General features: G+C 69.7%; 4 protein-coding genes. All 4 read left to right on the top strand.

Translation table 11 applies throughout. The features are described 5' to 3' along the window. The first annotated feature begins 61 nt into the window (after nt 1-61). The 4 genes from IU476_RS11640 to IU476_RS11625 all read left to right on the top strand — a co-directional run bounded on the left by IU476_RS11640 (nt 62) and on the right by IU476_RS11625 (nt 25,114). Complete coding sequence (locus IU476_RS11640) at nt 62-1,444, top strand: hypothetical protein (RefSeq protein ID WP_195099419.1); 1,383 nt, start codon at nt 62-64, stop codon at nt 1,442-1,444. A gap of 28 nt (nt 1,445-1,472) precedes the next feature. Next, on the top strand, nt 1,473-1,880 hold the full coding sequence (locus IU476_RS11635; protein ID WP_195099418.1) for a YbaB/EbfC family nucleoid-associated protein: 408 nt from the start codon (nt 1,473-1,475) through the stop codon (nt 1,878-1,880). Nucleotides 1,881-2,027: 147 nt separating this feature from the next. Then, a complete protein-coding gene (locus tag IU476_RS11630) occupies nt 2,028-3,701 on the top strand; it encodes a hypothetical protein (RefSeq protein ID WP_195099417.1) in 1,674 nt (557 codons plus the stop codon). After that, nucleotides 3,698-25,114, top strand: coding sequence for an MFS transporter (locus IU476_RS11625; RefSeq protein ID WP_195099416.1), 21,417 nt, complete (start codon nt 3,698-3,700; stop codon nt 25,112-25,114). The genes IU476_RS11630 and IU476_RS11625 overlap by 4 nt, the downstream gene beginning before the upstream one ends. Nucleotides 25,115-25,118 lie beyond the last annotated feature (4 nt).

Raw genomic sequence — 25,118 nt, 5'->3', positions numbered from 1 at the left:
CCCATCGGTGGGAACCGTCGACAATGAGGCCGGTGTCGACTTTCGTGCCGAGGAGGTGGACGTGCCGGCCGCATTCGGTGACACGCGCGATCCGATCGCCGAGGCCCTGACCGCGCTCGGCCCGGCGGGCTGGCAGCGGGTCGAGGCGGTGTTCGCGATGACGATCGCCGCCGAAGTCGGGAACATCGTCTATGTCACCGTCGACCGGACGATCTCGGTGCCGCCGCCCGAGTCGGTGCTGCGGGTCGTGCGCGAGCAGCGCGCGGCGGCGGCCCGCTCCGAGCGCGGGCCGTGGTGGCGAATATCGCTGGTGCTCAACGACTCCGGCGCGACGGAAGTACACCACGACTACGGCGAGGAACCGTTCCCGCCCGGGCAGCTGTTCGAGCCGCAGGCCTACCGCGCCGATCTCTCGGCCTATCCGCGTGCACGGCTCCCGGTGTGGCTGGCCGCCTACCTCGGCCACGGCGAACGACAGCGGCGCACACCCCGGCAGGCCGCCGAGCAGGAGCGCGCCGACCGGTCCGCGAAAGTGTGGGCGAGGTTGGCGGAGAACGAGTTTCCGCCGTTTCCCGCGATGTGGGCGCGCTGGGCGACGATCGCCGCGGCCTTCGTCGCCACCGGCTCGCGCTGGGGTCCGCGCATGCTGCCCTGGACCGGTGTGTTCGAAGGCGCGGGCCACCACGGCTCGTCGCTGCACGCGCTGCCCGGAGGCCGGGCGGTGCTCTCGGGCGGCGTGTGGGACGCCCCCGCGCTGGACGCCGCCTACAACGAGGGCGGCCCGATCCCGAATCTCTATGCGGGAGCACCGCATTGGGTCTGCGAACCGGTGCTGAACGCGCGGCTCGAGACCGGGCTGCTGTCGTTCTGCTACTGGTGGGAGTCCGGTCACTGGTATCGCGGGGAGTCGCCGGGCGCGGCCGACTGCGCCACCGCCGTTCCCGGAATGTGGTCCGCCGACACCGTGAGCGCCGTCGTCACGAGCCTGATTCCCGCCGACCGGGGTGACCGCTCCGAGGCGGTCGCGGCACTCGTCGCCGCCGCCGAGGCCGGGGCCGTCACCCGCGCCGGGCTGGCCGACGTGTTCGGCGACGGCGAACGCGTCGACCTCGACGGCGCGCTGCACCAATTCGAGCTCGCCGGCCTGGCGCTGCCGGAAACACCGCCGATGCCGGCGGCGGAAGCGGTCTCCCGGGTGCGCGACTACATCACCGGCATGGGACTGGACACCACCGGATATCCGTTGGCGCAGTTGACCTCTCGGCGGTTCAGCGTCGGCTGGATGGTGTACGTCCCGCCGCCGGAGGGCACGGTCGCGATCGGCCGGGCCGTCTTCTACGTCGGCGACGACGGCGTGCTCGAGCTGTCCTCATCAGTGGAACCGGAGACCTACGTCGCGGACTTCGAACGCAGATTCGCCGAGCGACACGGCGCGGTGGCCTGACCCGGTCGCCGACGGAAGGTGGAACCCGATGGAAATCTGGGAACAGGACGCGCTGCGCTCGGCCAACTACGGCATGCGCAACCAGGTCGACCGGATGCTCGACCTGCTCGCCGAGCAGCAGAGCCGGGTTGCCGAGGTGCGGCAGCAGATCGAGGCCGCCCGGCACTCCGCGAAGTCGGCGGACGGTTCGGTCGAAGTGACCGTCGATTCGTCCGGTGTGCTCGTCGAGGTGCAGATCGCCGATGCCGCCCTGCGCGGGACCGCGGAACAGCTGGGCAGGTCCGTCGCCGAGGCGGGGCGGGCGGCGGCTCGGCAGGCGCAGGAGCAGACGCGGCAACTGCTCGCGCCGTTCGCCGAGGAGATGCCCGATCTGCCCGATCTGGTGCCCGGCGCACCGAGCCTCCGGGAATCCGAAGGCGAGGCAGCGCACGATTGACGAGGTGCGGGCGCTCCGGCCACCGCGTCGCACCGTTTGCGCACGAGGGCGATTCCCACCTATGGGGAGCGCTGCCCCGAATATTGAGGGCAGAGTGACAGAGAATGTCTCTTCGGCCACGCGGGTGCAGCTGAAGGGTTTGTCGGCATGAGTCGATCGCTTGACGTCGATCAGGACTTACTGCGCGCCGTGCTCGCCGAACTGTCCGCGACCGCCGATCTGGCGCGGCAGGATCTCCACGAGTTGCAGAGCGTACTCACCCGTCAGGGCGAACCGTGGGGCCACGACGAGCCCGGCCGGGCGATCGGCGAGGCGTACACGCCGCAGGCCGAGCAGAGCCTGACGGGGTACCGGAATCTGGTCGACAACCTGCATGCGCTCAGTCAGGGAATCGCTGATGCCGCAGACGATTTCGCCCAGCAGGACACCGACGCGGGCGATCTGATTCGCGGTAGTGGCGCCGACCCGGGCTTGTCCCCGCTGCTCACGCCTAGCACCTACCCGAGCCTGTCCACGCCGAATCCGGTCGCCACGGATCCGCGGCAACCCGCCGCCGTGAATCCTGCCGACTACCCGGCGAACGACACCGGACCTTCGGCTGGTACCGGGCCGGTGACACCCTCCGGCGGGACCACGGGACCGACGCAGCAACCGATTCCGGGGTACACCCCCCAGAGCGCGCCCTCGTCCGGGCAATCGCCGTCTGCCACGGAAACCCCTGCCGCACAGTCTGTTCCGAATCAGGCCGCAAGCGGGTCACCGGCCGCGCCCGCCGGTCCGACCCCACCGCCGACCGCGGGGCCCCAGCAATCGCCCACCGCGCGGCCGTCGGCGAACGCCTCGCCACAGCGCGACAGCGGCTCGGGCCGCGCCGGGAAGAACGCCGACACGCCGTGGTCGCGGGGTGGCGGACCCGCGCTCGGCGGCTCGCGGTCCCGGCGCGTCGTGGCGCGGCCGAACTCCGCCGGTTCGCCGTGGTCGCGGCCCGGATTCGGGGGTGGCCGACCGCAGCGCATCTCCGGGCCGGAACCCGGTATGCCGAGCCCCACGCCGGCGGAACGCGCGCGAGCGGAGCGAAAGAGCAAGGCGGCCAAGGAGAAGAAGGCCGCGGCGAAGAAGTCCGGTACGCCACCGACCGATCCCCGTGCGCTGGATGCACTGCGGGCCTTGGCCGAACGCCACGATCTGCGCCTCGCGGGGTTCGACACCTCAGGAGTGGGCCTACAGACCGTCGGCGAAATCGCGGCGGCGCTCGACGAGTTGCTGGGCAAGTACCCGTTCGCGGAACTGGAAGGGCTCGAGATCGCGGAGCTGGGTGGTCGCGTTGCGGAGATCCGGTGGGGGCGTGCGCGTTCCGAGCCGTCACCGGACAGCAAGCCGCGGCTCCTGCTCGATCGCGCGCTGGTGGCGAATCCGGCGCGACTGGCGGTTGCCGCGCGGTCGGACGTCCGGGCCGGGCGGGCGCTGCCCGAAACCGTTGAGCGTCCGATATATTCGGCTGTGGCGACGGCGTTCGGCCGCATTCTGGTGGGCCGGGCGGGGCCGCGACCGCGCCGGTCCGCGCAGCGGGTGCTGATCACCGAGTATCACCGGATCAGCGGACCGTGGTCCGGGCGGGACACCCTCGCGCACGTGGTCGGCGGCTATCGCGACTGGCGAAACCAATTGCTGGACAGTGACTTCGGTGGGCACGACGCCACCGGGCCCTTGGTCGGCGCCTTCACCGAGGTCGAGTTGCGTGGCGCAGAGGCCTGCGGACCGGCGAAGGTCCTGCACCTGCTGCTGGTCGAGAGCGCCCGCGGGTGGTCGGATTCGCGGTGACCACGCTCGCCCCCGGGCTGCCCGACTGGGCCACCCGCTGGATATTGGGCCACTGCCCCGTCGGAAACCCCAGCGATATGCGCGAAGTAGCGGACGCGCTGGTGCGGTCGGGAAAGCGGGTTACCGAGGTCACCGCCCGGCTGGAACACCTGGCCGAACGCGCGACGACCGCGGCGATCAGCGGCGAGACCGGCAGCGCGATCCGGGAGGCGCTGCGGCAGCAGACCGAACACGGCCGCGCCCAGGCCGAGGCCTTCGACGCCTTGGCCCGGTTCCAGTACGACGCCGCCAACACCTTGGAACTCGAGCAGTACACGCTGCGAGCGATCGGCATCGCACTGGTGGCGACAGTCGCCGCCAGCATCGGCACCCAGTCGGTGACCGCCCGGATCAACGCCGATATCGCCGCGGGCCAGGCACGCCGCCGCAGTCTGACCTGGCTCATCCAGCGCGGCACGGCATTTCGGGAAGCCTTCCCCCACTTGGCTCCGGCGCTCAGCGGTTTCGTACTGGGGTCGGTGTCCATGGGAGGGGCGACCGCCGCGGCCGAGTACGCCCAAATTCTCAACGGGCCGGGCGAGCCGGGCGGGGTCACCGAAATGGATTGGGGCAAGGTCGGTATCGCGGCCGCCGCGGGCGGCGTCGGCGGTGCGACCGCCGGGCTGCTCGCGCGGTCGCTGGCACCGGGGTTACAACAACTGGCCGCTTCGCTGGACCTGCCGATGCCGACGCTGCTGGCCGTGATCGGGACGACCGGGTTGAGCGGAGCCGGGGCCGGGCTGACCGGCGGGCTCACCGCCTACGGCCTGTCCGGAGGCGAGATCACCGGCCGCAGCCTGGCCGAGATGATGCTGATCGGCGCGGCCGGGGGTGTCGCCGCGGGACTGGTCCCCGCGGTCGTCGCCGCCCGTGCCGCCTCGGCGGCGCACGTCCCGGCGACCGGCGACGCGGCCCCGCGCAACTCCGCCGAGGCCCTTGCGCGCTCGAGCGAATTCGACTCGGCGAGCGGCGTTCCGGAGTTTCCGGCCGGTGACGGCGTGTCCGGGAGTCATGCCGAACGGTCGAGCACCGGGCCTGCCGCCCATCCGGAATCGGCGGGCGACGGTCATACCGCGCGGCCCGAGCTGTCGCCGGAAATGCTCCGGACCGGCAGGGAAATCGCCGCGGAGTTCTCTCGCAACGTACGGCCCGACGACTTTGCACCGGAAGCACGCGCGGGCGCAATGGAATTCGCCGCCCAAAACGCGACGGACACTCCCGCGGGCCTCGGCAGGTTCCGCCCCCTCGAACTGTCCCAGTGGCAGCGCATGGCCGACGCCGAGGCGCACCAGATGCTGGCCGGGCTCGGCGGCACAGACGCGCCGCCCGGGGGCACCTCCGCGCCACCCGCGTCGCCGTCCGCGGACGGCACCGGAACGCCCTCTACCGCCGGTAGCGGAGCACCGTCGGCGGGCGACAGCGGATCGCCGTCCACCGGCGGTAGCGGAACACCGTCGGCGGGCGGCAGCGGCTCCCCGTCCTCGGGCGCGGGTTCGTCGTCCGGGCGAGATGCCGTCTGGACCAAAATTTTCGACCACATGAAGGCCGGCGCGGTCGGCTCGGACTCGAGCGCCCCGGCCACAGGCATGCCGAACCGCACCATCATCGGGCAACCACCCTCCGCCTCCACGGGCGCCGGCGACGCCGGAACAGCCCAAATGGTGCTGGCAGGCAACGTCATTCACGTCGGCGCGGCCGGAGCGGACGCGGGCCCGCCACCGGGACAACTCCCCCTCGGGCCGATGATGAACGCCGACGGCCCCGCCCCGAGCACAGGTTCACCCCAAACACACGTCGCCACCGCGACGACACTCGGCGGCGGCACCGGAACCGGCCTCGCGGAACAAGCACCTGTCGCACAAGGAGGTTCGTCACCACCGACAGGCACCGGCCCGAGCGGCCCAGGCCGCGGCAGCGGCCTCACCGACCAACCCCCCGGCGACGCCAACTCCCCATTCGACCTGAGCTTCCTGGACGGTCCAGCCCCCGAAAACCCGGGCGCGAAAACAACTCCCGGCCGCGACGCTCCGACCACCTCGACCCAGAACCCGGGAACCGCCCCCGGCCGCGACGCCTCGCCCACACCGGGTCAGAACACCGGCAACCCCACCGGTCCCGACACCCCGACCGCAACGGGCCAGAACCCTGGCACAACGCCCGCCCGCAACACCGTGACGGCTCCGGACGCCGCGGCCTCGACGCCCCAGCCGGGCACCGGAACCACTCCCGCCCAAGGCGTTTCGGCACCTGTCAACGGCACGCCACCTCTGACGGGCGCACCGGCCGCAGGAGAACCCAAGGCCGCCACACCACCCAGCTACACGACCGGCACCCAGCCGCCCACCACTTCAGCACAAGCCGGGGCAACTCCACCGCCCGTCACACCCCCGGCGTCCAGCACACTGCCCCACCCTTCTCCGGCAGCTACGGCCCCTGCCTCCGGCCCCTCACCAGCCACCCCACCGGGGCCGACACCACCCTCCAGCCCATTCCCTGCTCCTGCCGGGACGAATACCACGCCCGGGAACACCCTCTACCCGGCAGCGGCCGCCGCAGGGGCGGGAGCCGTGGCCCTGCCGACAACGGATCCCACGTCCCAGGACCAGCAGCCCGACACCGAGCCCACGGCCGCCGCGCAGACTCCCGCGCTCGGCAACACCCCCGCATCACCCGGTCGGACGGACAGTGCGCCCGTAGGCGCGGAGGCGAATTCCTCTGGACCACAGGCAGACGCACAGGCCACACCACCACCCGGCGGCACTCCACTGACGACGCCGCCCGGCCCGCCACCCGTGGGCGCGTGGCCTTTCGCCCAAGCCCCGGCCGCCCCGTCGCCCGAACCGGCCGCAACCGCCACACCACCGGACCAAGCAGCGACATCGCCCGCGGCATCACCGAATACCGCCGCGACGTCAACCGCCCCCGCCGCTGCCTCACATCAGAGCGGACCTGATCCCGTCGGCCGATCCCCGGCGGCACCCGCGCCGGTTCCCACCGCAGCGCACGTACCGGTAACGCCCGGAACCACAGCCGCGGTGGCGGCAGCACTCGGCATGGCGGTCGCCTCGCAGGCCCCCGGCCCCACTGCCGCAGCCATGGGATCCACCCCGCCCGGGGACCAGGAGCGCAGCGACGACGGCCTGCACAAGACCCCCGACATGTACCCCGGCCCGGTCCCGGCCGACGCGACACCCCACGTCCCGATCACCCACCCCGATCCGCACCGCGCGCCGGAATTCGGCAGCAACAAGGACCGTCCCGACGAATGGAAGCAGCCGTCGGGCACCGAGTACGTCATCCCCGGCGGCCCGGAGACGACCGCGGAACCGCCGGAAGACGCCATCCCGATCATCGCCCACCCCGAACAGCCCGCGGTACCGGCGAAGTCGAATGCCCTGCCCAACACGTACCGACCGCCGATCGGCGCGGACCCCCTGGATTCCCGCGACGAAGACCGAGAAGGGGCACGCCGGCAGCCGATTCCCGACGTCTCCCCCCTGCCCCGCGACAACGCCTCCCCCGACACCGGCCTGTTCGGCCCGGAGGAACTTCCACAGGAAAGCCCCGCCCGCTCCCGCTACGCCACCGCCCCCGACCCCTCGGCCCCCGGCGCACCCCAAAACCCCTCCCACCCACCACAACTCAACCCGCACAGCCTGGAGTACCTGTTCGACCAGAGCGGCGTCCCGGCCGTCGGCGGCGTCCCGCGCACGGAACCCGCACCGCCCCTGCGGAAACGCCGCGGCCCCGCCCTGCCGCGCCCGACCATGCAGGCGCCGACGGGAGGCGGCGACCCGAAGCGCCGCCGCCGCAAGGACCAGCCCGAGCCGACCCCGCCGCAACCACCCGACCGGCCGATCACAGCGCCGGACGATCCCGAATCCGGCCGGGCCGCAGCGCAACCGGCTGCCCGGCCGTCCACTGCCCGCCTCCGCGACACCTTCGTGGTCCGCCGAGCGGGCGAAGACACCGGCACCGTCGGTGACGAAGGCCCTCGCGTGCAAGCCGTCGGCCGGGCCCGCGAATGGGTCCGTACCCTCCCCGAGACACTGCCGTGGCTCACCGAGGACCAAATCGGCACGGCCGAGCTACTGATCTCGGAACTCGTGGCCAATTCCCTCCGGCACACCACCGGCCGCGTCGAAATAATCATCACCACAACAGATTCCGACGCCACTCGGGAAACCCGCTTCGCGGTGACCGACGACAGCGAGGTCGTCCCGCAGCACACCGGCATGCCCGATGTCGACGCGGAGCGAGGCCGCGGCGGCGCCTTCGTAGACATGCTCGCCGACGCCAACGGCACCGACCCCCTCCCCACCGGCAAGTCCACCTGGTTCGAACTCCACCAGCCCTTCGGCGACACCCCGGGCGGCGCGGTCACCGCCACCCCGGACGATGGCAATCCCGGATCGGATTCCGCCGCTCCGGCAACCGAGCCTGCGCGTCCGGTATCCGCCCCTCGCCCTCCCGAGCCGCCGCGCCCGGCCGCAGACCGCCCCGACACCGCCCGCGAGTCGGACCGGACCGAACCCGAGATCCCCCCGGAGATGCAGGATCGCTACGGCCGCAGCACCTTCCACTACGTGCGACAGGTGCTCGGTGCCGCGTCGAACGATGCGGCGAGGGCGCGGTTGGTGCAGTTGGCGCAGCAGATCAATCACACGGTGTTCGCAGTCGCGACGCGGCAGGGCTGGGAGGCTCCGGAAGGGACCGCGATCGAGACCTGGTTGCGGCGCCTCGCGGACGACGTGGTGAAGCACACGTTCTTCCGAGAGATCCGTTCGGGTGTCCTCGACACGTTGCGAACCGGCGCGGTCCGCGGGTCCGGCGAGGACGACCGCCTCCTTTCCGCGATGTCGAGGGAAGTGTTCGAGGCCGGTTGGGAAGAGGACCTGAGCCAGACCGAGCGGTTGTGGTTGCAGCGCAGATTCTGGCTGGGCCTCGACCCGACCGCGGCCGCCATGTCTCGCACCACGGGAACCAGCTGGTCGGCCGGTCTCATCGACATGGACGCGGTCGCCATCGAACGCTTGCTGGACTCGGTGCGGCGGCGAACGGGCGTGCCGCCCGCCGCGGAGGTTGCCGCCGAAACCCGCAGCGCGAGTGGGCAAGGCGAGCCGGAGGCGCCGACCGAGACGCCCGCGCCGACGACGGAACCGGATCGCCATGGTCTGACCGCACACGATCTCGAACTGGTTCGGATGGTCGCCGCCGGGTTGTCGAACGACGACATCGCAGGCCGACTGGACCGATCCGCGAGCCGGGTCAAGTTCTATCTCAAGCAGATCGGCGACACGCTGGGCAAGAACGGCCGGTCCGGAATCGTCTCGGCGGCACGGGAACTGGGGCTGCTCGACGAAGCCGAGATCGCGCCGTCGCTGCGGACACGGCCCAACCTCGTCCTGACCGAGCAGGAGAAGACGGTCCTCGATCTGGTCTCCCAGGGCAGGTCCAACAAGGACGTCGCCGCGGAACTCGGCCTGTCGCCACTGACCGTCAAGGCCCACCTCGCGCGCATCGGCGGCAAGCTCGGAATCACCGACCGGGCCGGGATGGTGGCGCGAGCGCTGCACTCGCGCCTGCTGCCGACAACCGACGAAGGGTCGGCCTTCGAGCTGTCCGATCCCGAGCGCGAGATACTCGGCCTGGTCGCGGAAGGCATGAGCAACAAGGAGATCGCGGTCTCCACGGGCCTGTCATTCGAACAGGTGAAAGGCCACCTGAACCGAATCGGAGGCAAGGCCGGCACCCGCGACCGCGCGGGCATGGTGGGCCGGGCGCTGCGCAGCGAGGCCCTGCTACTCACCACACCGGCATCCGACAACGAGCCGGTCGGCGTCGCCTTGTCGGCGGCCGAGATCGCGGTACTCGGTTTGGTCGAGAAAGGCTGGACGAACAAGCAGATCGGCAGCGCCAGAGGCATTTCCCCGGCAACGGTCAGCGCCTACCTGATCCGAATCGGGCTCAAACTCCGCGCGAGTGGCCGCGCGGCCAGCGTGCAAGCAGCGGTGGACCGAGGCATCGACTTGGAGCCAGAGCCCGCGCCGAAACAGCCCGGCGGAGGAACCGCCACGCCGCCGGGCCCCGCAACGGGTTTCGTCCCCGACATCGATCCCGCCGAAGTCCTCGACGCCGGCCGGCCCCGCCGCCGACGCCCGGCCACCTACATCCCCGCCGGCCTCCCGATGGAGGCGCTGGCGTTCAACGTCAACCCACAGGACGGCCGTCCGTGGGACGGTGGTCAACAGCCGGAACTGCCACGCGTTACGGCGCCGAGCCCGCTGGGAAACACGAAGGCCGCCAACGTTTCCGATCCGAGTAACGACGGCGCGAGCACCCCGTGGAGCGAACCCGCCGGCCCGCCGCCTGCGTCGACGCAGCCTGCCCCGGCGACCACGACACCGTGGAGCGACGTGGACGTCACGCCGACAGACCAGGCTGCGGCACCGGAACAGGTTGCGGCACAACATGTCCGCGATCGCGCGGCCGCTCCTGCCACGACACCGCCCACCCCGGCCCCTGCGTCGATCGTCGTGCACACGCCGCCGGAGATCGAGCAGTTGAGCGGCGACAATGTGACCTCCGTAGGCGGTTTGATCACCGCTGTCGAAGTGTCGAGCGAGACGGACACCCTGGTGCTCCACGCGGTGGAGTCGCGCGGCCCGAGTCACAACGAGCTGCGGAGCAGGCTGGGGATCTCGTGGGCGACCACTTTCGAGATCGACGACCTCACGGTGACTTGCAATATCCGGTATCGCAATCACGACGACGGCCGGGTCGACACCTGGATCGTCTTCCAGAATCCGAGCATCGACCACCCGCGCTGGGACACGCTGCGGCACAGTATCGATATCGCGCTGGCCGCCCATTTCCCCGGCCGGACGGTCCGGGTCGACGAGTGGCATTACTACGGCGACAACTGGGAAAACCCCCACCGCATCGACCGGGCCTCCCGGAAGCTAACGCCCGATACGGAACCGGGAGTGCCGGCGGCGCCGCTTCCCGAGGCGCAAGGCCAAACCCGCATCAATTACCGCTTGGGCGCCGAGAAGCCCGGCCCGCACGACGCCGGTCTGTTCACAGGTGGCGAAACAGCCGGCGGCCGCCCGGTGACGAGCCGGACCGAGTACGACGGCATGAAGTCGCCCCACCGCTTCGGTCCCTACGCGGGGCACAAGAATGTCGACGTCGTCGTGCTGGGACAAGCCCAGGACGGCACGTTCCTCGGACCGGAGAAAACCGGGTTCACGACGAACGGGCTGCGACCGTTCCTCATGCTGCGCAGCGGCACATTCATCACCTGTGCCGAGGGTGAGCACACGGATCTGCTGAGTTCCTATCTGGCCGAGCACGCCTCCGAGAACGAGCGACAGCAGAGTTCGATACCCGACGCACCGACCATTGTCGCCGGATTCGGTCTGTGGCAGATGACCGAGGGCGCACCGGAATTGGTGAGCCTGTTCTCGGGCGCCTTCTACGCGGAAAGCAAAGTCAGCTCCAAGGCCCGGGTGCAACTGCTGCATCGGCTGGGCGAGCGCATCGACCTGTCGACGATCAAATTCGAATTCGTCTCCGATTCCGTGGGACCCGCGTGGTGGGCTCCGGCGGAGAACGAGGGTGACGCCGCGGCCGCCCATCTCGTCCCGGAACCCGGCGAACTGGTGCAGATCGCGAAGTTCCGCGACGAGTTACGCAAACACCTCCGCGGCGGCACGGACCACTTCTCCTTCGCGGTCACGCACGTTCAGGCGCCCTACAGCGGTGGACTGACCTTCGGCGTCGTGTACGAGCCCGTGCTCGGCGAGCCCGCCACGGCGACCGTCCACGTGAGCCCGGCGAGCACCACCGCGGAAGCACGCTACGACTCCTTCGACCCCGGCACCGAACCCGAGCGCACCTACCCCGCCTTCCGCACCGCACACGAGGTACTGACCCGCTGGCTGACCGCCTCCGGCTTCCACTGGGCGGACGGCACAGAGGCGCTCCTGTCCCCCGCGCCGCCCGAAAACTCCTCCGCCGCAATCGTTCCGACGCCGGGACCCACCCCTGCGGGCACGCCGTGGAAACAGGCAGCACCTGTAGCGATGGCTGATCCCGCATCGTCCGTGACAGCCGGCCCGGCGACCGGAGAGCCGGCCGCCGCGAATTCGGGTACACCCTGGGGTCGATCGGCCGACAAGGACGCCCAGCCGAATCGGCGCGGCCGGACCGACTCGACCACCGGCCGAGAACAAGAACCCGGAACGCCGCAGACACTCACCGATCCCGAGACCGCCGTGCTCGAGCTGGTGTATCGAGGTCACGTCACCGCGGACATCGCGCAGACGCTCGGCATGAGCACCAGCTCGGTGCGCAGTCACCAAGCCCGCGCGGCCAAGAAGTTCGGTACGTCAGGTGTCGTCACCACCGTTCTGGCCGCCAAGCGCGGGGGACTGATCGACTGCGGTGCGGCCGCTCCGATCGGTGACGTCAGGCTCACCGAGGAGCAACGAGAACTGTTGAGCCGCATGGCCGCCGGTGAGACCGACGAGAAGATCGGCGAGAGTTGGGGCGTCAGCCCGGCCGCGGTCCAACGGCGGCGCAATCGCATCGGGGCCGTGCTAGACGCGACAGGCAGTGTCCCGATCTTCATGAAGGCTTTGCGCCTCGGGATCATCGACGACGACGGGGCCACCTCGGAGGCGTACGACGAGGTCCTGGCCGTCGATATGGAGGCGGCGCTGGCGCAGGAGCTGCCCGAAGCTGGCCGCGTGCTCGGTTTCCTCGACCGAGCCGAGGCTTTCCGAGAGGCCTCGACCGCACCGCTCCCCGAATTCGCCTCGACGGCGGCAGCGCGCCTTTGGGAGTTGCTGGAAGAGGCAACATTTCAGCTGACGCGGACCGGCGATCCGGCGGCCGGGCTGGCTCCGCTGCACACCATCTGCCAGGTACTCACCGAGGTCCGCACCCGCCTACCGGACGAGCAGGCGGCGCAGCACGCGCTCGATGCCGTTCGCGCACTGCACGACCAACTTTCGGCGCTGCACGAAGCGCCGAGATCACTGCGCCACCGCTCGGCCAGGGTCTGGGCGGCGGCATCGGAAAGCCTCGGCGACGACTCGGCGGTCGCGACGTCGGTCGAGCGCGCCATGCGGCGACTCCACGACATCGCAGCGGCCGCGGACACCCGGCCGCTGATCTCACACCGCGAGAAGGAAGTGCTCGCGCTGATCGGCGAAGGCTGTGGCGACGAGGAAATCGCGGTGCGACTGGGCATAACCCCGGGCACCGTCGGGCAACACGTGAAGAATCTCCGCCGCAAACTCGGCCGGGGCAAACGGTCGGAGCTGCCGACCATGGCAGCACGGGCGGAGGATGCGGGCACCGCCGATCACATGTTGGCCTCGGTATGGAGATGGGCGAGTGCGGCACCGCTGTCGGAACGGGAACGCGAAATCCTGCGCATGCACGGCGAGGGCATGAGCACCGCCGAGATCGCGACCGCACTCGGCTGTGCCACCGGTACGGTCCGCAATCATGTCCGCCATCTTCTCTACAAGACCGGATTGAATACCCGAGCCGACCTCACCGAGGCGCTGGCAAGCTCGCCCACGTCCGATCCGTTACAAGCAGAGTTCCGCACCCAGGTGTATGTGCGGGCGGCGTCGACCGTCGAGCAGCGCACGCGCCGCGGCGTGCTGAAGCTGAACGCGATGCAGAAGAGGCGGCTGACGGAGGAGATCACCGACGAGACGTTCCTCGTTGCGGCACAGCGTATCCCGACCGACGCACCGGATCCCGGCGGCGCACTCGCCGTGATTTTCCGCGAAGTCGCTCACGATCATCTGCAATCGGCGCAACACCGGCACAGCATCTGGTCCGCGCTGCCCGCGTCCATGCGAACCGGCAGGTACGCCCGCAGTTTCGTGCTGGCCGATCGGCAACAGCTGCGAGAACGGCTGGAGGCACTCCGAAATGCGCACCCGGCGCTCCACCGGTGTCTCGCGCTCCGGCACGTGACGCAGCTGTCGGAGCAGCGAACGGCCGAGTTGATGAAATACGGGGTCTCCGTCATCCGGGCGATGGAGTACCGCGCCGCCCAGATCGTCGCGGGGATTCCCCCCGAGTCCATGCTGGTCTACGACGAAGGGCCGGCCGCGCTCGCACCAGCGGCCACGTCAGCCCCCGCACCCGCCCCGCATCCAGCGGCCGCCCCTACGCCGACGGCGAATTTGCCGAAGCCGGAGAAGGGCACGACCCGGCGCGTAGAACCAGGGGATCCTCCCGGGTTCCTGGGCCTACCCAATCCCGACGACCTTTTCGGCAATCCGCTGCCGCCGCTGGACCGCCGCCTCCGGGACCAGCAGCGCAATCTCGGCATCTTCAATGTCGACGGCGGCGGGTTCGCCCATGGCGGCCGAAAACCCGAGACCGGCGCTCCCCCAGCAGGTTCGGGTGCAGCGGCCGAGCCGACAGAGCAGCAGGCACCGGCGGCGCGGAAGGGTGCCACCGAGGGTGTGCGGAACGCGCGCGTCAAGCAGGCGGTGCTGGTCGAGTGCACGGCGGGCCTCGATGTCACCAAGGCCCTCGAGGTCGGACGTGCGTTGGCCGCGCGGACCGACGCGGACTGGCAGGATGCCGTCGATGCTCTGCCGGACGATGAACGCGCGGCGCTGCAGCGCGCGGGCGGAGGCCGGAAGGGGCCGCCGGATCCGCCCGACGACACGCCTCCCCCCAGGGAACTCCGTCGCCGCGCGATAGCGAAGGTGGTTGCCGCTCTCACCGCCGAACCCACTCACAACGCGGAAACCACTGCGCGGGAGCCTGTTCCGTCGCTTCCATCCAGTACGGAGTTGCGGCCACTGGGCGGCACGACCGGCCGGAGCATGACCTATGCCGAGGCCACCGATGTCGTCGCCGCGGCGTTGCGCCGGTTGCCGGACGACGTGCCGACGGACCTGGTGACCGTCGAGGTCGGCGACTTCGTGGTGTTCATCGCCGACACCGGCGACACCGACCCGGGGCCGCGAGCCACGCTGGAGGCCCGCGTGCTGGAGGCGCTAACACAGCTGAACGTCGCGGGCGTTCCCCGACTCTTCTACGCGGGCAACACCTTCCGCATGCCGGGCGGAGGACGTGCGATGGTACGCATCCAAAGCCGCACGCCCACCGCCGTGCGGACCGGTAACCCGGTCCCTGCCCTGACCGAGCCCGCGCTCCGCGCCGTCTACAAGCGACTGGGCGTGCTACCGGCCGAACACGATGACACCCGAACACATCTGCGGCGACTGATCACCATCGAGACCGTGATAGCCGACGCACTGTTCGACGATCTCGGCGGCCTCTTCACCACGCTGGAAATCCCCGAAAACCCCTTCGCTCCGGTACTTCAGCAGCTCCCGTTCCTGGACCAGGACCGGTTCCAGGTGCTGCATTTCGACCCCCGCTTCGGACACCTGCTCATCGCGGCGGTCGACGGTCGCATCGTCGTTTTCGATACCGAATTCGCCAAACGCGAAGCCCAACACCATGATCGACCGGGTCTCTTCGACGAGCCGGAGCCGCCGGGCGGCTACATCTACGGCGGACCCACCCTCACACTGCTGCTGCAGATCCAGCGCATCCTCCACGGCCTGGCACGACTCGACAGCGCCGCGAACACCGGATCGCTGACACCGGAGCAACTCGCCTTCACACGGACCGCGCTGCTGCGCGCCTTCGCCACGGCGCGTCCCGCTTGGGGCCAGCAGTCGACGCTGCCTCCGGTTCCCGTCACCGCGGCTATCGGCGTCTGGCACGCGCTCGGCACCGACATCGACGTGGAACTGCTTCGGGCACTGGACGATCGGGCGCTGTTGCGCAACCTGTCGGCGGGCTTCCCGATCAAGACGACCCTCGCCGAGGCGTTCCGGCAGGCCATCCGCTCCGGCCGGCTGCCCGCACATCGGCAACTGCCGTCGGCGGCACAGCTCGCCCATCATTTCGAGATCTCCCCGGCCAACGCGGGATTCGTCTACGCGGAGTTGCGCAACGAGGGACTGGTCGAAGCACAGCAAGGCCGTGGAACCGTGGTGGCGGAGACCACCGAACAGGCCGAAAGCACCACGCGCCCGGCCGATCCGGGTTTCGCCGTACAGGGCGTCGTCGCCGCGGACGAGCTGTGCCGGCAACTGACGGGACGGACGACCGTCACCGCCATCGCAGAGGGTTTGCGCACCGCGATCATGGAGGGCGGCCTGTCCCCCGGCTGGAAACTTCCGCCGCACAAGGAGATCGCCGACGGATTGGGCGTCTCGGGCTCCACCGTGGCCCGCGCGTACCGGAAGCTTCGCGACGAGGGCCACCTGGCCGTCCACCACGGCGCCGGAACGGTGGTAGCGGACCCCGAGGTCGCCGCCCGCGCGAAGCGTGCCGCCTTCATGGCGGCATATCAGGCCCGGAACCGGTTGTGGCACTCGCCGCCGTCGGACGATCCGACCCGCGGGCATGTCGACCGATACGGTCCCGACGGTGAGCCGGCACTGCCTGAGGAAATGCACTACGGAGCGGTGCGGCTGGTGTTGCCGGAAGCGACGGCGCCCGTGGAAGGCGTCCAGAACGAATGGGGAAACTGTTACGTCATCGCCGGCGTCAACGCGTCGGGCGCGGTCGCGCGCGACGCGATCGTCGGCATGGTTTCTCAGGTCGGCGAAACGGTCGTGGTCCGAGCGGCTTTCGGGACATATACGCTGAACGCGACGCTGCCCTTCTACGCGGACGGCAGACCCGCCTACGCGACCTCTCCGGACGGCTCGACGCTCGTCGCGTATATCGAGAAGGCCGCAGCCGCCCATTTCGGCTCGTATCGGGCGGTCGAAGCGGGCAACGCCGCGGATTTCATGTATTGGGCCCTCGGCGACCGCTACCCGGAAACCAATATCGTCGATGTCCGGACGATGCCGGTGGAGGATATCCGCGCCGTCCTGACAGCGCGCGTTCCCGTGGCGGTCAATATCGTGCCCCCGGAACGCCCGGACGACGTCCCGGCCGATCTGGACGACCACAATCTCCTCAAAAAGCATGTCTACGTACCGGCCCACCTCGCCGCAGACGGCGGAGTAGTACTGCTGAACCCCTGGGGCAGAAAGCATTCCGTCGGCATGACAGTGGACATCCTGCACGGGATAAACGCCAGCCTGCACTGGGTGAGCACCGAGCGCTATCAGCCGCCCACCGAGGCAGCCGAACGAACGAGCGACACCCGCGCGCTCACGCCTGTCTTGCCGCACCCGACACCGTGGCATCCGGACGGGGAACCGGCCGCGAACACCACTGCGTCACCTGATTCCACTGCTTCCGACGAAGATCCACGGCAGTTGCTCGGTGTGCCCGACGGTGTGGACCCGATGCCGTCGGCGGCCGACCGGAACACCGATGTCGAATACGCGCTCGCGAGCCTCGCGCGGCACCACGACCACTTTCCCGTCGAATTCACCACCGATCCGGGGCTCGTCTACATTCCGGAGCCCGGCCGACCGCCCGCCGAAGTGCTCGCCGACGGCGTCGCCCCGAAATCCGCCGGGCCCCTCACCACCTACCGAAATGTCGAACAGGCTCGGCGCTGGTCCACTACCGGCCGCGTTTATGTGGCGCGCCCGGACGCCGGATTCTTGCGCGCCGACCCGGACGGTTCCGTCCAGCTCATCGGCGGAGTCGCCGGACGGTACATCCTCGGGTACTACGATTTCGGCCCGGAAGTACCGGCCACCCTCCCGTACGGGTTCACCACACCGGCCGCGCGCACCGGGGTGTGGACGCCCAACACCGAATACGGCCCGCTCGCATGGGCGAAAAGCCCGGTGTCGCAGGCCGATTCGAACGACAGCACCGATGACGCTCTCGCCGCGTGGTTGCGGGAGCTGAGCGATCAAGGAATCGACCCCGACCAGTTGATGGCCGATCTGGCGCTGGTCTGGGAATTCCTTCGCGTCGACCCGAAATGGGCTTTGGACGCGAGGCACCACTACGACGCGGTGATCATGTTCGGCAGCCCGGACGACGGCGGATCGGCAGTGGTCGCGAACCTGACCAATGAGCACGGCCTCAGTGATGTTCCGGTGGTGTTCTCCGGATACGACAAGAATGCCGCCGCGGCGGGAGAACCGCAGCGGCCGTGGAATACCGAGGCCGCCCGTTTCCGGCTGGGGGCGGAACGCACGGGAGTGGGCGCGTTCGAGGTCATCGAGGAATACGAAGCGGCAAACACTCGGCAGAACGCGATCAATTCCGTTGCGGAGCTCAAGGATCGCGGTCATCCGGTCGGATCGATCGTCGCCGTCTGCACACCGCACCACGCCCGCCGCGTGTGGGCGACGATCACGAAGAAAGTTCCGGAGGTCCACACCGTAGCCGTCGTCTCGGCCCAGGTGTCGCTCGACAATTACCTCCGCCACGGCCTGCGCTCCGCGGGGCAACCGGACCCGAGCCCGCAACACATCGTCACGGAGATCCTGAAGGAAATCCGGAGGCTGATGGAAACGCCCCGCCTCGGCTTGATCGTCCACCAAGCCATTCCACAGAACGTGGTCGCCGCCTACCGCGAAACGTCGCGCAAGCTGGGGGTTCCGCTGGCAAAAAACCTCGACGAATTCATCAAAGCGCCGACAAACCCCGCACACGACGGGCCAGCGCCCGAGGCCGCGGCAGAGCCTGCCCCAGCCGCGCGGTCCGCTCACCCGGCCCGGACCGCCGGACTCCCCGGCTTCCTCGGCGTCCCCGACCTCGACGATCCGTTCGAGGACCGTGGAGACCCGTTCTATCAAGGCCACAAACGTGCAAGGGGGAAAGAGCGAGTCGAGCGATTCGCCAAGCCACACGCGACCGGCGGCGGTGAAGCTCCGGGCGGGCAACCCGGCCCGAAGGGCGAACAGGGCGTACCCGCGGAACCGGACACGGGGAATCCGCCTGCGGCAACTCCGGACAACGCGGTCCCCGCGACGACGGAACCAGCGTCGGAGGAACCGGCAACCACCGCGGCCGCGCCCGACAACGCCACCGCGGCGAAGGACTCCCTGATCCACGTGATCCGCACCGAACCCGGTGTGGGCATGCGCCTCGGTTCCGAATTCCTCAACACCACCGGCTTCGAAATCATGCACACGATGACGGAGCTCTATTTCATGAAGGAGGCCGGCGCGGGAGTGGCCGGTGCCGTCGGGTTGGCCACCCAGGTGCCGTACTTCGCAGGCGCATTGATCGCGGGCCACATGACCGACCACATCCGGCCCAAGTATTTGATGCTCGGCAGCCAAGTCGCCATGGCTACCGGCGGCCTCGCGGCGACGGTCGGGCTGGCGTCCGGTGGCGCGTACGCCGTCCCGTTGCTGATCGGGACCACCCTGATGGGAGCGGCGTCCTCGGTGGTCTATTCCAGCGCCGCCGGCAAGGTCATCATCGAGATGGTCGGCGAGGCACAAGTCGGGCTGGCCCGGTTCAACAATCTCAAGATGAACGCCACTCGTGTGCTGGGAAAGGGTGTCGGCCCCGCAGCGCTGCAAACGGGCCCCTGGATGGCGCCCCTCATCGACACCGCGACCAGTCTGGTGAATCTGGCGTCGTTGTGGAAATTGCCGGCGACCGTGGCAGCCCCGAATCCGAACAAGACCGAGCAGATCGGGCTGCGCGAGTCGATCACCGAGGGCGTTCGGGCATTGCAGGGCCTGCCGCTGCGACGACGTCAGAACACGAACCTGGGTCTGACCAATTTTTATCTGGGCCTGCAGTCACTGCAATTCACGGCGATGCTCACCGAATCCGGGCTGACGGAATGGGAGCAGGGCGCCGCGCTGGCGCTCATCCCGCTCGGCGGTCTGGTCGGAAACGTGGTGCGGGGCAACTGGATAACGAAGGCTCCGATCGAGACGCTGCTCACGGCCAGGTTGGCCGGGTTGGCCGTGCCCGCGATAATCCAGGCGGCCACCGATAATCTCTGGCTCGCCTCGGCGGCTTTCGCCGGTACCTGGGCGGTCCTCGGTACCGCGGGCATTCCGGTCGCCGCCTACATGGCCCGGACGATCCCGTCCGAGGTGCGCGGGCGGGTCGCCTCACTCACCACGGTGACGACTCGTGGCGCGTTCGCGCTGGGACCCGCGATCGCCGGTGGCTCCATCGCGTTGTTCGGCAGCGATGCCACCGGCGTCTCCGTCGCCGCGACGTTCGGCACCATCGCCGCGTGGTCGGTGTACAAGCGCCTGTTCAAGGCCCGGAAACTGCTGGACTGCATCAACCAGACGGCGGCCGTGATCCGTGAGCTGGGCCTGGCGGAGGGAACAGCGCTCTGGAAGTGGCAGAAGAGGCCGAAGCACCTCGAGAAGGCCATCGCCACCCAACTCGTCGAGATGGAGATCGGCCCCGGCAAGCCGGATCCCGTCACCCGCACGATCGCGGACGTCCGAAACCTGAAGGACGGCGCCGACACGGCCGTCCTGCTGCTCGACGACGGCACCCGGATGCACGCTCTGACCATCACCAACACCGACAACGCCCGCGGCGGCAACGTCGTCGTCTTCGACACCAACATCACCCGGCCCGGCGACCCCCACACCGACCCCGACGACCCCGAACGCATCCCGCGCGTCCGCACCGTCGAGGAATGGAAACAGAACTACCCCGACATCGAAGAGGCCTTCGTCGCCTTCCTGACGACCGACGACGAAGACGATCTCACCAGCCTGCACCCCCGCGACCCCGCCCTGAAGGCCCCGCGCAAGGACGGAACAGTCCTCGGACCGCTGGGCGACGAGCACCCCGCCGCACCGGCCCCGGCGACACAGCCCGGCGACGGCACGATCCGGCTGCCGGCGCCCGGTGAAGCGGAGGTGGTGCGCCTGTTCGCCGACGGGATGCCGCGCGAGACGCTCGGCGCCGTGCTCGCCATGCCGCCGCACCGGGTCGACGAGTTCCTGGAACAGTTGGCGGACAAGGTCGGTGGCAGTGGTGAGCCCGGCGCGGCCGCAGCCGCTCCGGTGGAGCTGTCGGCCGACCGTGCGGAGTTACTGCGCACGATCGCCGGAACACTTTCGGACGCAGCCGATCACCGCCCCTGCGCGGTCGACGCGACGATCGCGGACAGGTTCCGGTCGCGGATGGCGGCCGAAAGTCCCGCTGGGAAAACGCGTGTCGCCGACGGTCCGGCCACGGGCCGTGAGCGCGCGGTGTTGCGGCTGGCCGCGGAAGGCCTGTCCGCCAGAGCGATCGGCCGCGCGCTCGGCGTCTCGGACGGCACGGTGCGCGCCGACCTGGACGCGCTGGCGGCGAAACTCGGTGCGGCCGACCGAAATGCGCTTATCCACGCGGCGCATGAGGTTTGGGCCGCCGACCACCCTGAGCCCGAGCCCCAGCCGAACGAGGATGTGCGGCTGCAACCACGGGAGCTTCAGACCCTGGGCTTGTTGGCCGCGAATCGTTCCACCACCGACATCGCCGACGAACTCGGCCTGACGCAGCGCGCGGTGCGTGTCGTCCGATCCCGGCTGCGGGCGAAGATCGGAATCAAGGACGTCGATGCCATGGTCGAGTGGGCGCGCGGCCGAGGAATCCTCCCGGAGCTCCCGGCGCCTGCCGCGGTCCCCGACGTCCGGCCACCCTTCGACCGCGCGCTGCTCGCCCGCACCGCCGCCGAACTGTGCGCCCCGGCCGCCCTCGAAGACGTAAACGCCACGCTCCCAGCAGGTTCCGGTCGAGCGACCGAACCGCTGCCCGGCAGCGCGCTGCCGAACGCGCGCACCACACTCGCCGAGCAGCTCGCGGTCGCACCGGGCATCGTGACGCCGGGCGCGCTCCGACTGGCGCTCACCTTGCTGGCAGAACAGACGCAGGGCGTGAATCCGGGCACCGTGGCGGCCTTCGACGGCCCGGCCGCCCTGCGATGGCTGGGAAATCAGCTCCGATTCCAAGCCGGTCAGGAAGCGGCGACCCGCGCGGCCGCCCTGACCGAACTCGTCTGGCCCGATGATGCGGAGCAACCCGCGACAGACGGAGATGTATTGGGGCAGAGCGCTTTCGACGCGCGCCGACGGGAGTTGGAGCACGGCCTTCGCGAGGTGATAGGTGTCGTGGAACTCCACCCGCCACACCCCATGACCACCGGTGAGATCATCGCCGAGTTGCACCATGTCGCCACGGTGGCGGGCGCACCGGAACTAGCGCAGCTCGCCGATGCCGCCGAGTCCTTCCTGTGTGCGCCCGGTCCGCAGCCACCGCCGGCCGATCCGGTGCAGATCTTCACGATGCGCCGGCAGCTGGCCGAACACTTGGACGTCGGCGTCGACGAGACGACTCGTGCGCACGCCCGAACCCTTGCCGCCGACGAAACCGTCGCGCCCCGAATCCGTATGCTGGCCGAGCGTTTCGCCGAGTTGAGCCCGGTCGACGCCGCTGCCGTACCCACGGCCGCGGACGTGGCCCACGCGGCGGGGGTCGGCAAGCCGTACGTCTCCGCCGTGTTCAACGCACGGTTCGACGAGCGGAAACCACGGTTCGGCGAGACCGTGCAGCGCGTGCTGGTCGCCGCCCGCCGGCTGGGCGTCCTGCCGGACCGCGCCGACCTGCGCGGTCTCCTCGACCCCGGCTTCGACCGGGAACGGTTCCGGCCGCCGCGCTGGGTCGGCGGCGAGTTCGTCCCGGCGCGTTTCCGGCCGCAGCCCGACCGCACCGCGCTGGCCGACGCGTCCGGCCTCGCCAAAGGCGTTGTCCGCGAAGCGGTCAAGGGCACGGCCACGCCCGACGAGCTGCGCCGGGTGCGCGCCGCGGCCGACACGATCGGGTTCTGGTACCACCCGGACAGCCCGCTGGGCACAGCCGGTCCCGAGGCGGCGCCGCGACCCCTCGCGCCCGGCCCCACGGGTTTCGTCGACCCCGAAGCGCCGTTCGACGGCCCCGACCACCCCTGGAAACCCGCTCGCGCCCAGATCGGCGAATTGGGGACCGTCCACGTCGACGGTGGCGGTCACGGCAAGTGGTGGCGAAAACCGAAGGGGCAGCCGGGTTCTCGCGTCGACGCACCCGCGGAACCAGCCGCCGCACCCGAACCGGCGGCAGCCGCGGAGTCAGGGCCCGCCGAAAAGCCCGTCCCTGTAAGGGAATTGCTCACCACCAATAAGGCCTACCGGCAGCTGTACATCTCCAACGCGATATCCGGACTCGGCGACAGCGTCCAGCAATCGTCGCTGCCGCTGCTGACCTTGAGCCTGACCGGTTCACCGATGGCGGCGGGACTGACCCAGTTCGCGCTGTGGGTGCCGTCGGTCCTCTTCGAGCTCCCCGCCGGATACGCCGCGGATTTCCTCGACCGCGGGCGGACGATGCGCAACGCGCAGTGGATCGCCTTGTCGACCGCCGCCGGCGCGGGGGCCGCGATCACCTTCGGCGCACCGCACATCGGTCTGGTGCTGGCGGGCACGACCCTGGTGGAGGGCACCGCGGCCAAGTTCTACGCACGCAGCCTGCGGGGCACGGTCCGGGATCTGGTCACCGTCGAGCAGTTGCCGAGTGCGAACCGGATGACCGCTGTCGAACGTTACCTCGCCGGAACGGCCGGGCGCGTCCTCGGACCAGCGCTGCTCGGCCTCAACCAGGTACTGCCGTTCGCGGTGAACACCGCCTCGTTCGCGCTCAACCAGGTGAGCCTGGCGAAACTACGGAAGGATCTGCCGGAGCACGTCGCGGGCGAGCGCCGTTCCTTCCGCTACGCGCTCTCCGACATTCGCGACGGCGCGGCGCAGATCTGGCGTGATCCGTTCCTGCGGCTGTACACCGCCGTCACTCCCCTCACGAATGCCTCGATCGGCGTATTGAATCTGCGTACCGCGGCCATCGTGGACGAGGCCACGATGCCGGGCATCGCGGCCGGCGTGGTGCTCGGGGCGGGCGCCATCGGCGGCGTGATCGGCGGGTTCCTGCCGCACAACTTGATCGGCAAGGCTCCGGTCAAGATCCTGTATCCCGCTGCGCTGCTGGGTTTCACAGGTGTGGCCGCGTTGCAGGCGCTGACCACCAACCCGTTCGTCGCCGCAGTCGGTGCGCTCGGCACGTCGGTGATCGGCGTCGGCATGAACGTCCGGGTCGAGAACCACCTCCAGGAGAATGTCCCGCAAGAGTTCTACAACCGGGCCGCCAGTGCACGGGATCTGGTCCTGTCGTCCGGTACCGCCGCCGGTGGCCTGTTGGGCGGCGCGATGCTGCAAGCGCACGGGGTCGACGCCGCCGGCTGGGCTCCGGTCGCCGTCATCGGCGCGGCCGCGGCGGGCGTCACGATGCGCCGGCTCGGCACCTACGTCCACCGTGTGTTCGGATTCCCCTGGCGTACAAAGGAAACCGACGACGCGACCGCAACGGAACCACCGCCACGCACCCCACTCCGCCCCGTCACCCCCGTGCGCCACTTCGCAATACCTTCGGGAGAGGCACAGCGACTCTTCGAGCAGGTGCGGGGTTTGGAACCGGATTTCGCCGGAACCGGCAACAGGTTGAACATCGTCGATACGAGTTCCGGCCCGGCCGTGGTCAGATTCGGAAAAGAACAGCGACCCGAGGCATTTCTGAAGAAATGGATGCCCGAGCACGCGGCCATCGAGTACGTGCGCGAGAGCGACGTGCGCACGCCCGAACTGCTGTACGCCGGGACCCACCCGGCGACCTGTACCGAGTTCACCGTCGTGCGATACGTTCGCAGCGAAACCCGCCCCTTCGACGACCCGCAGTTGCCGCATTGGCTACCCGATCTGCTGAACCAGGTTCGCACTCTGTCGTCGCTGCCACTGCCGGCAGGGATGGACATGGATGTTCCCCAATGGCAGAGCCAGATGATCCAGTATGCCGACGAGGCGTACGACAACCTGCCGGATGTGCAGCGAGCGAGGCTCGACGAACTCGGGATCGGCCCCCTGTCCCGATACGTGCAGCCGGACAGCAGCCGTTCGGGCGACCCGGTCGTCTTCTCGCACAACGACCTCTGGCCGATGAACCTCGGACTCGACGCGAAGAAGAAACTGTGGATTTTCGACTGGGAGCTGGCCGGGCCCGGTGATCCGGTCTTCAACACCTCCTTCTTTCTCGATCGCATCGGAAATCCGAATGCGAAAACGGTCGCGGAGGTCACCGCGAGGTTCGGCGAGTGGGTACTGTCCGTGAATCCCGGCGTAGACATCGAGGCCGGTCTCCGCATGTACAACCGCATGGAATACTGGCGAGGGGCGGCCATGACCGCCGGCGCGCTACCGGAATACGTGGCCGCCGATCCCGACATCTTCGAGCCCTGGGTCGGCTTCTATCACCGGGCGTTCTCGCGAAATCCCGACTGGCCCGACTTCTCGCGAGACGAATTGCGCACGATACTCCGCCGCTGGTTGGACTGAGCGC

The organism is Nocardia blacklockiae, from assembly GCF_015477355.1.
GTDB lineage: Bacteria > Actinomycetota > Actinomycetes > Mycobacteriales > Mycobacteriaceae > Nocardia > Nocardia blacklockiae.
This window is presented reverse-complemented; position numbering and strand designations above follow the sequence as displayed.

Bases quoted from the DNA above. Each gene is read 5' to 3' on its own strand.
- IU476_RS11630 (WP_195099417.1), top strand. From the start codon at position 2,028: ATGAGTCGATCGCTTGACGTCGATCAGGACTTACTGCGCGCCGTGCTC.
- IU476_RS11635 (WP_195099418.1), top strand. From the start codon at position 1,473: ATGGAAATCTGGGAACAGGACGCGCTGCGCTCGGCCAACTACGGCATG.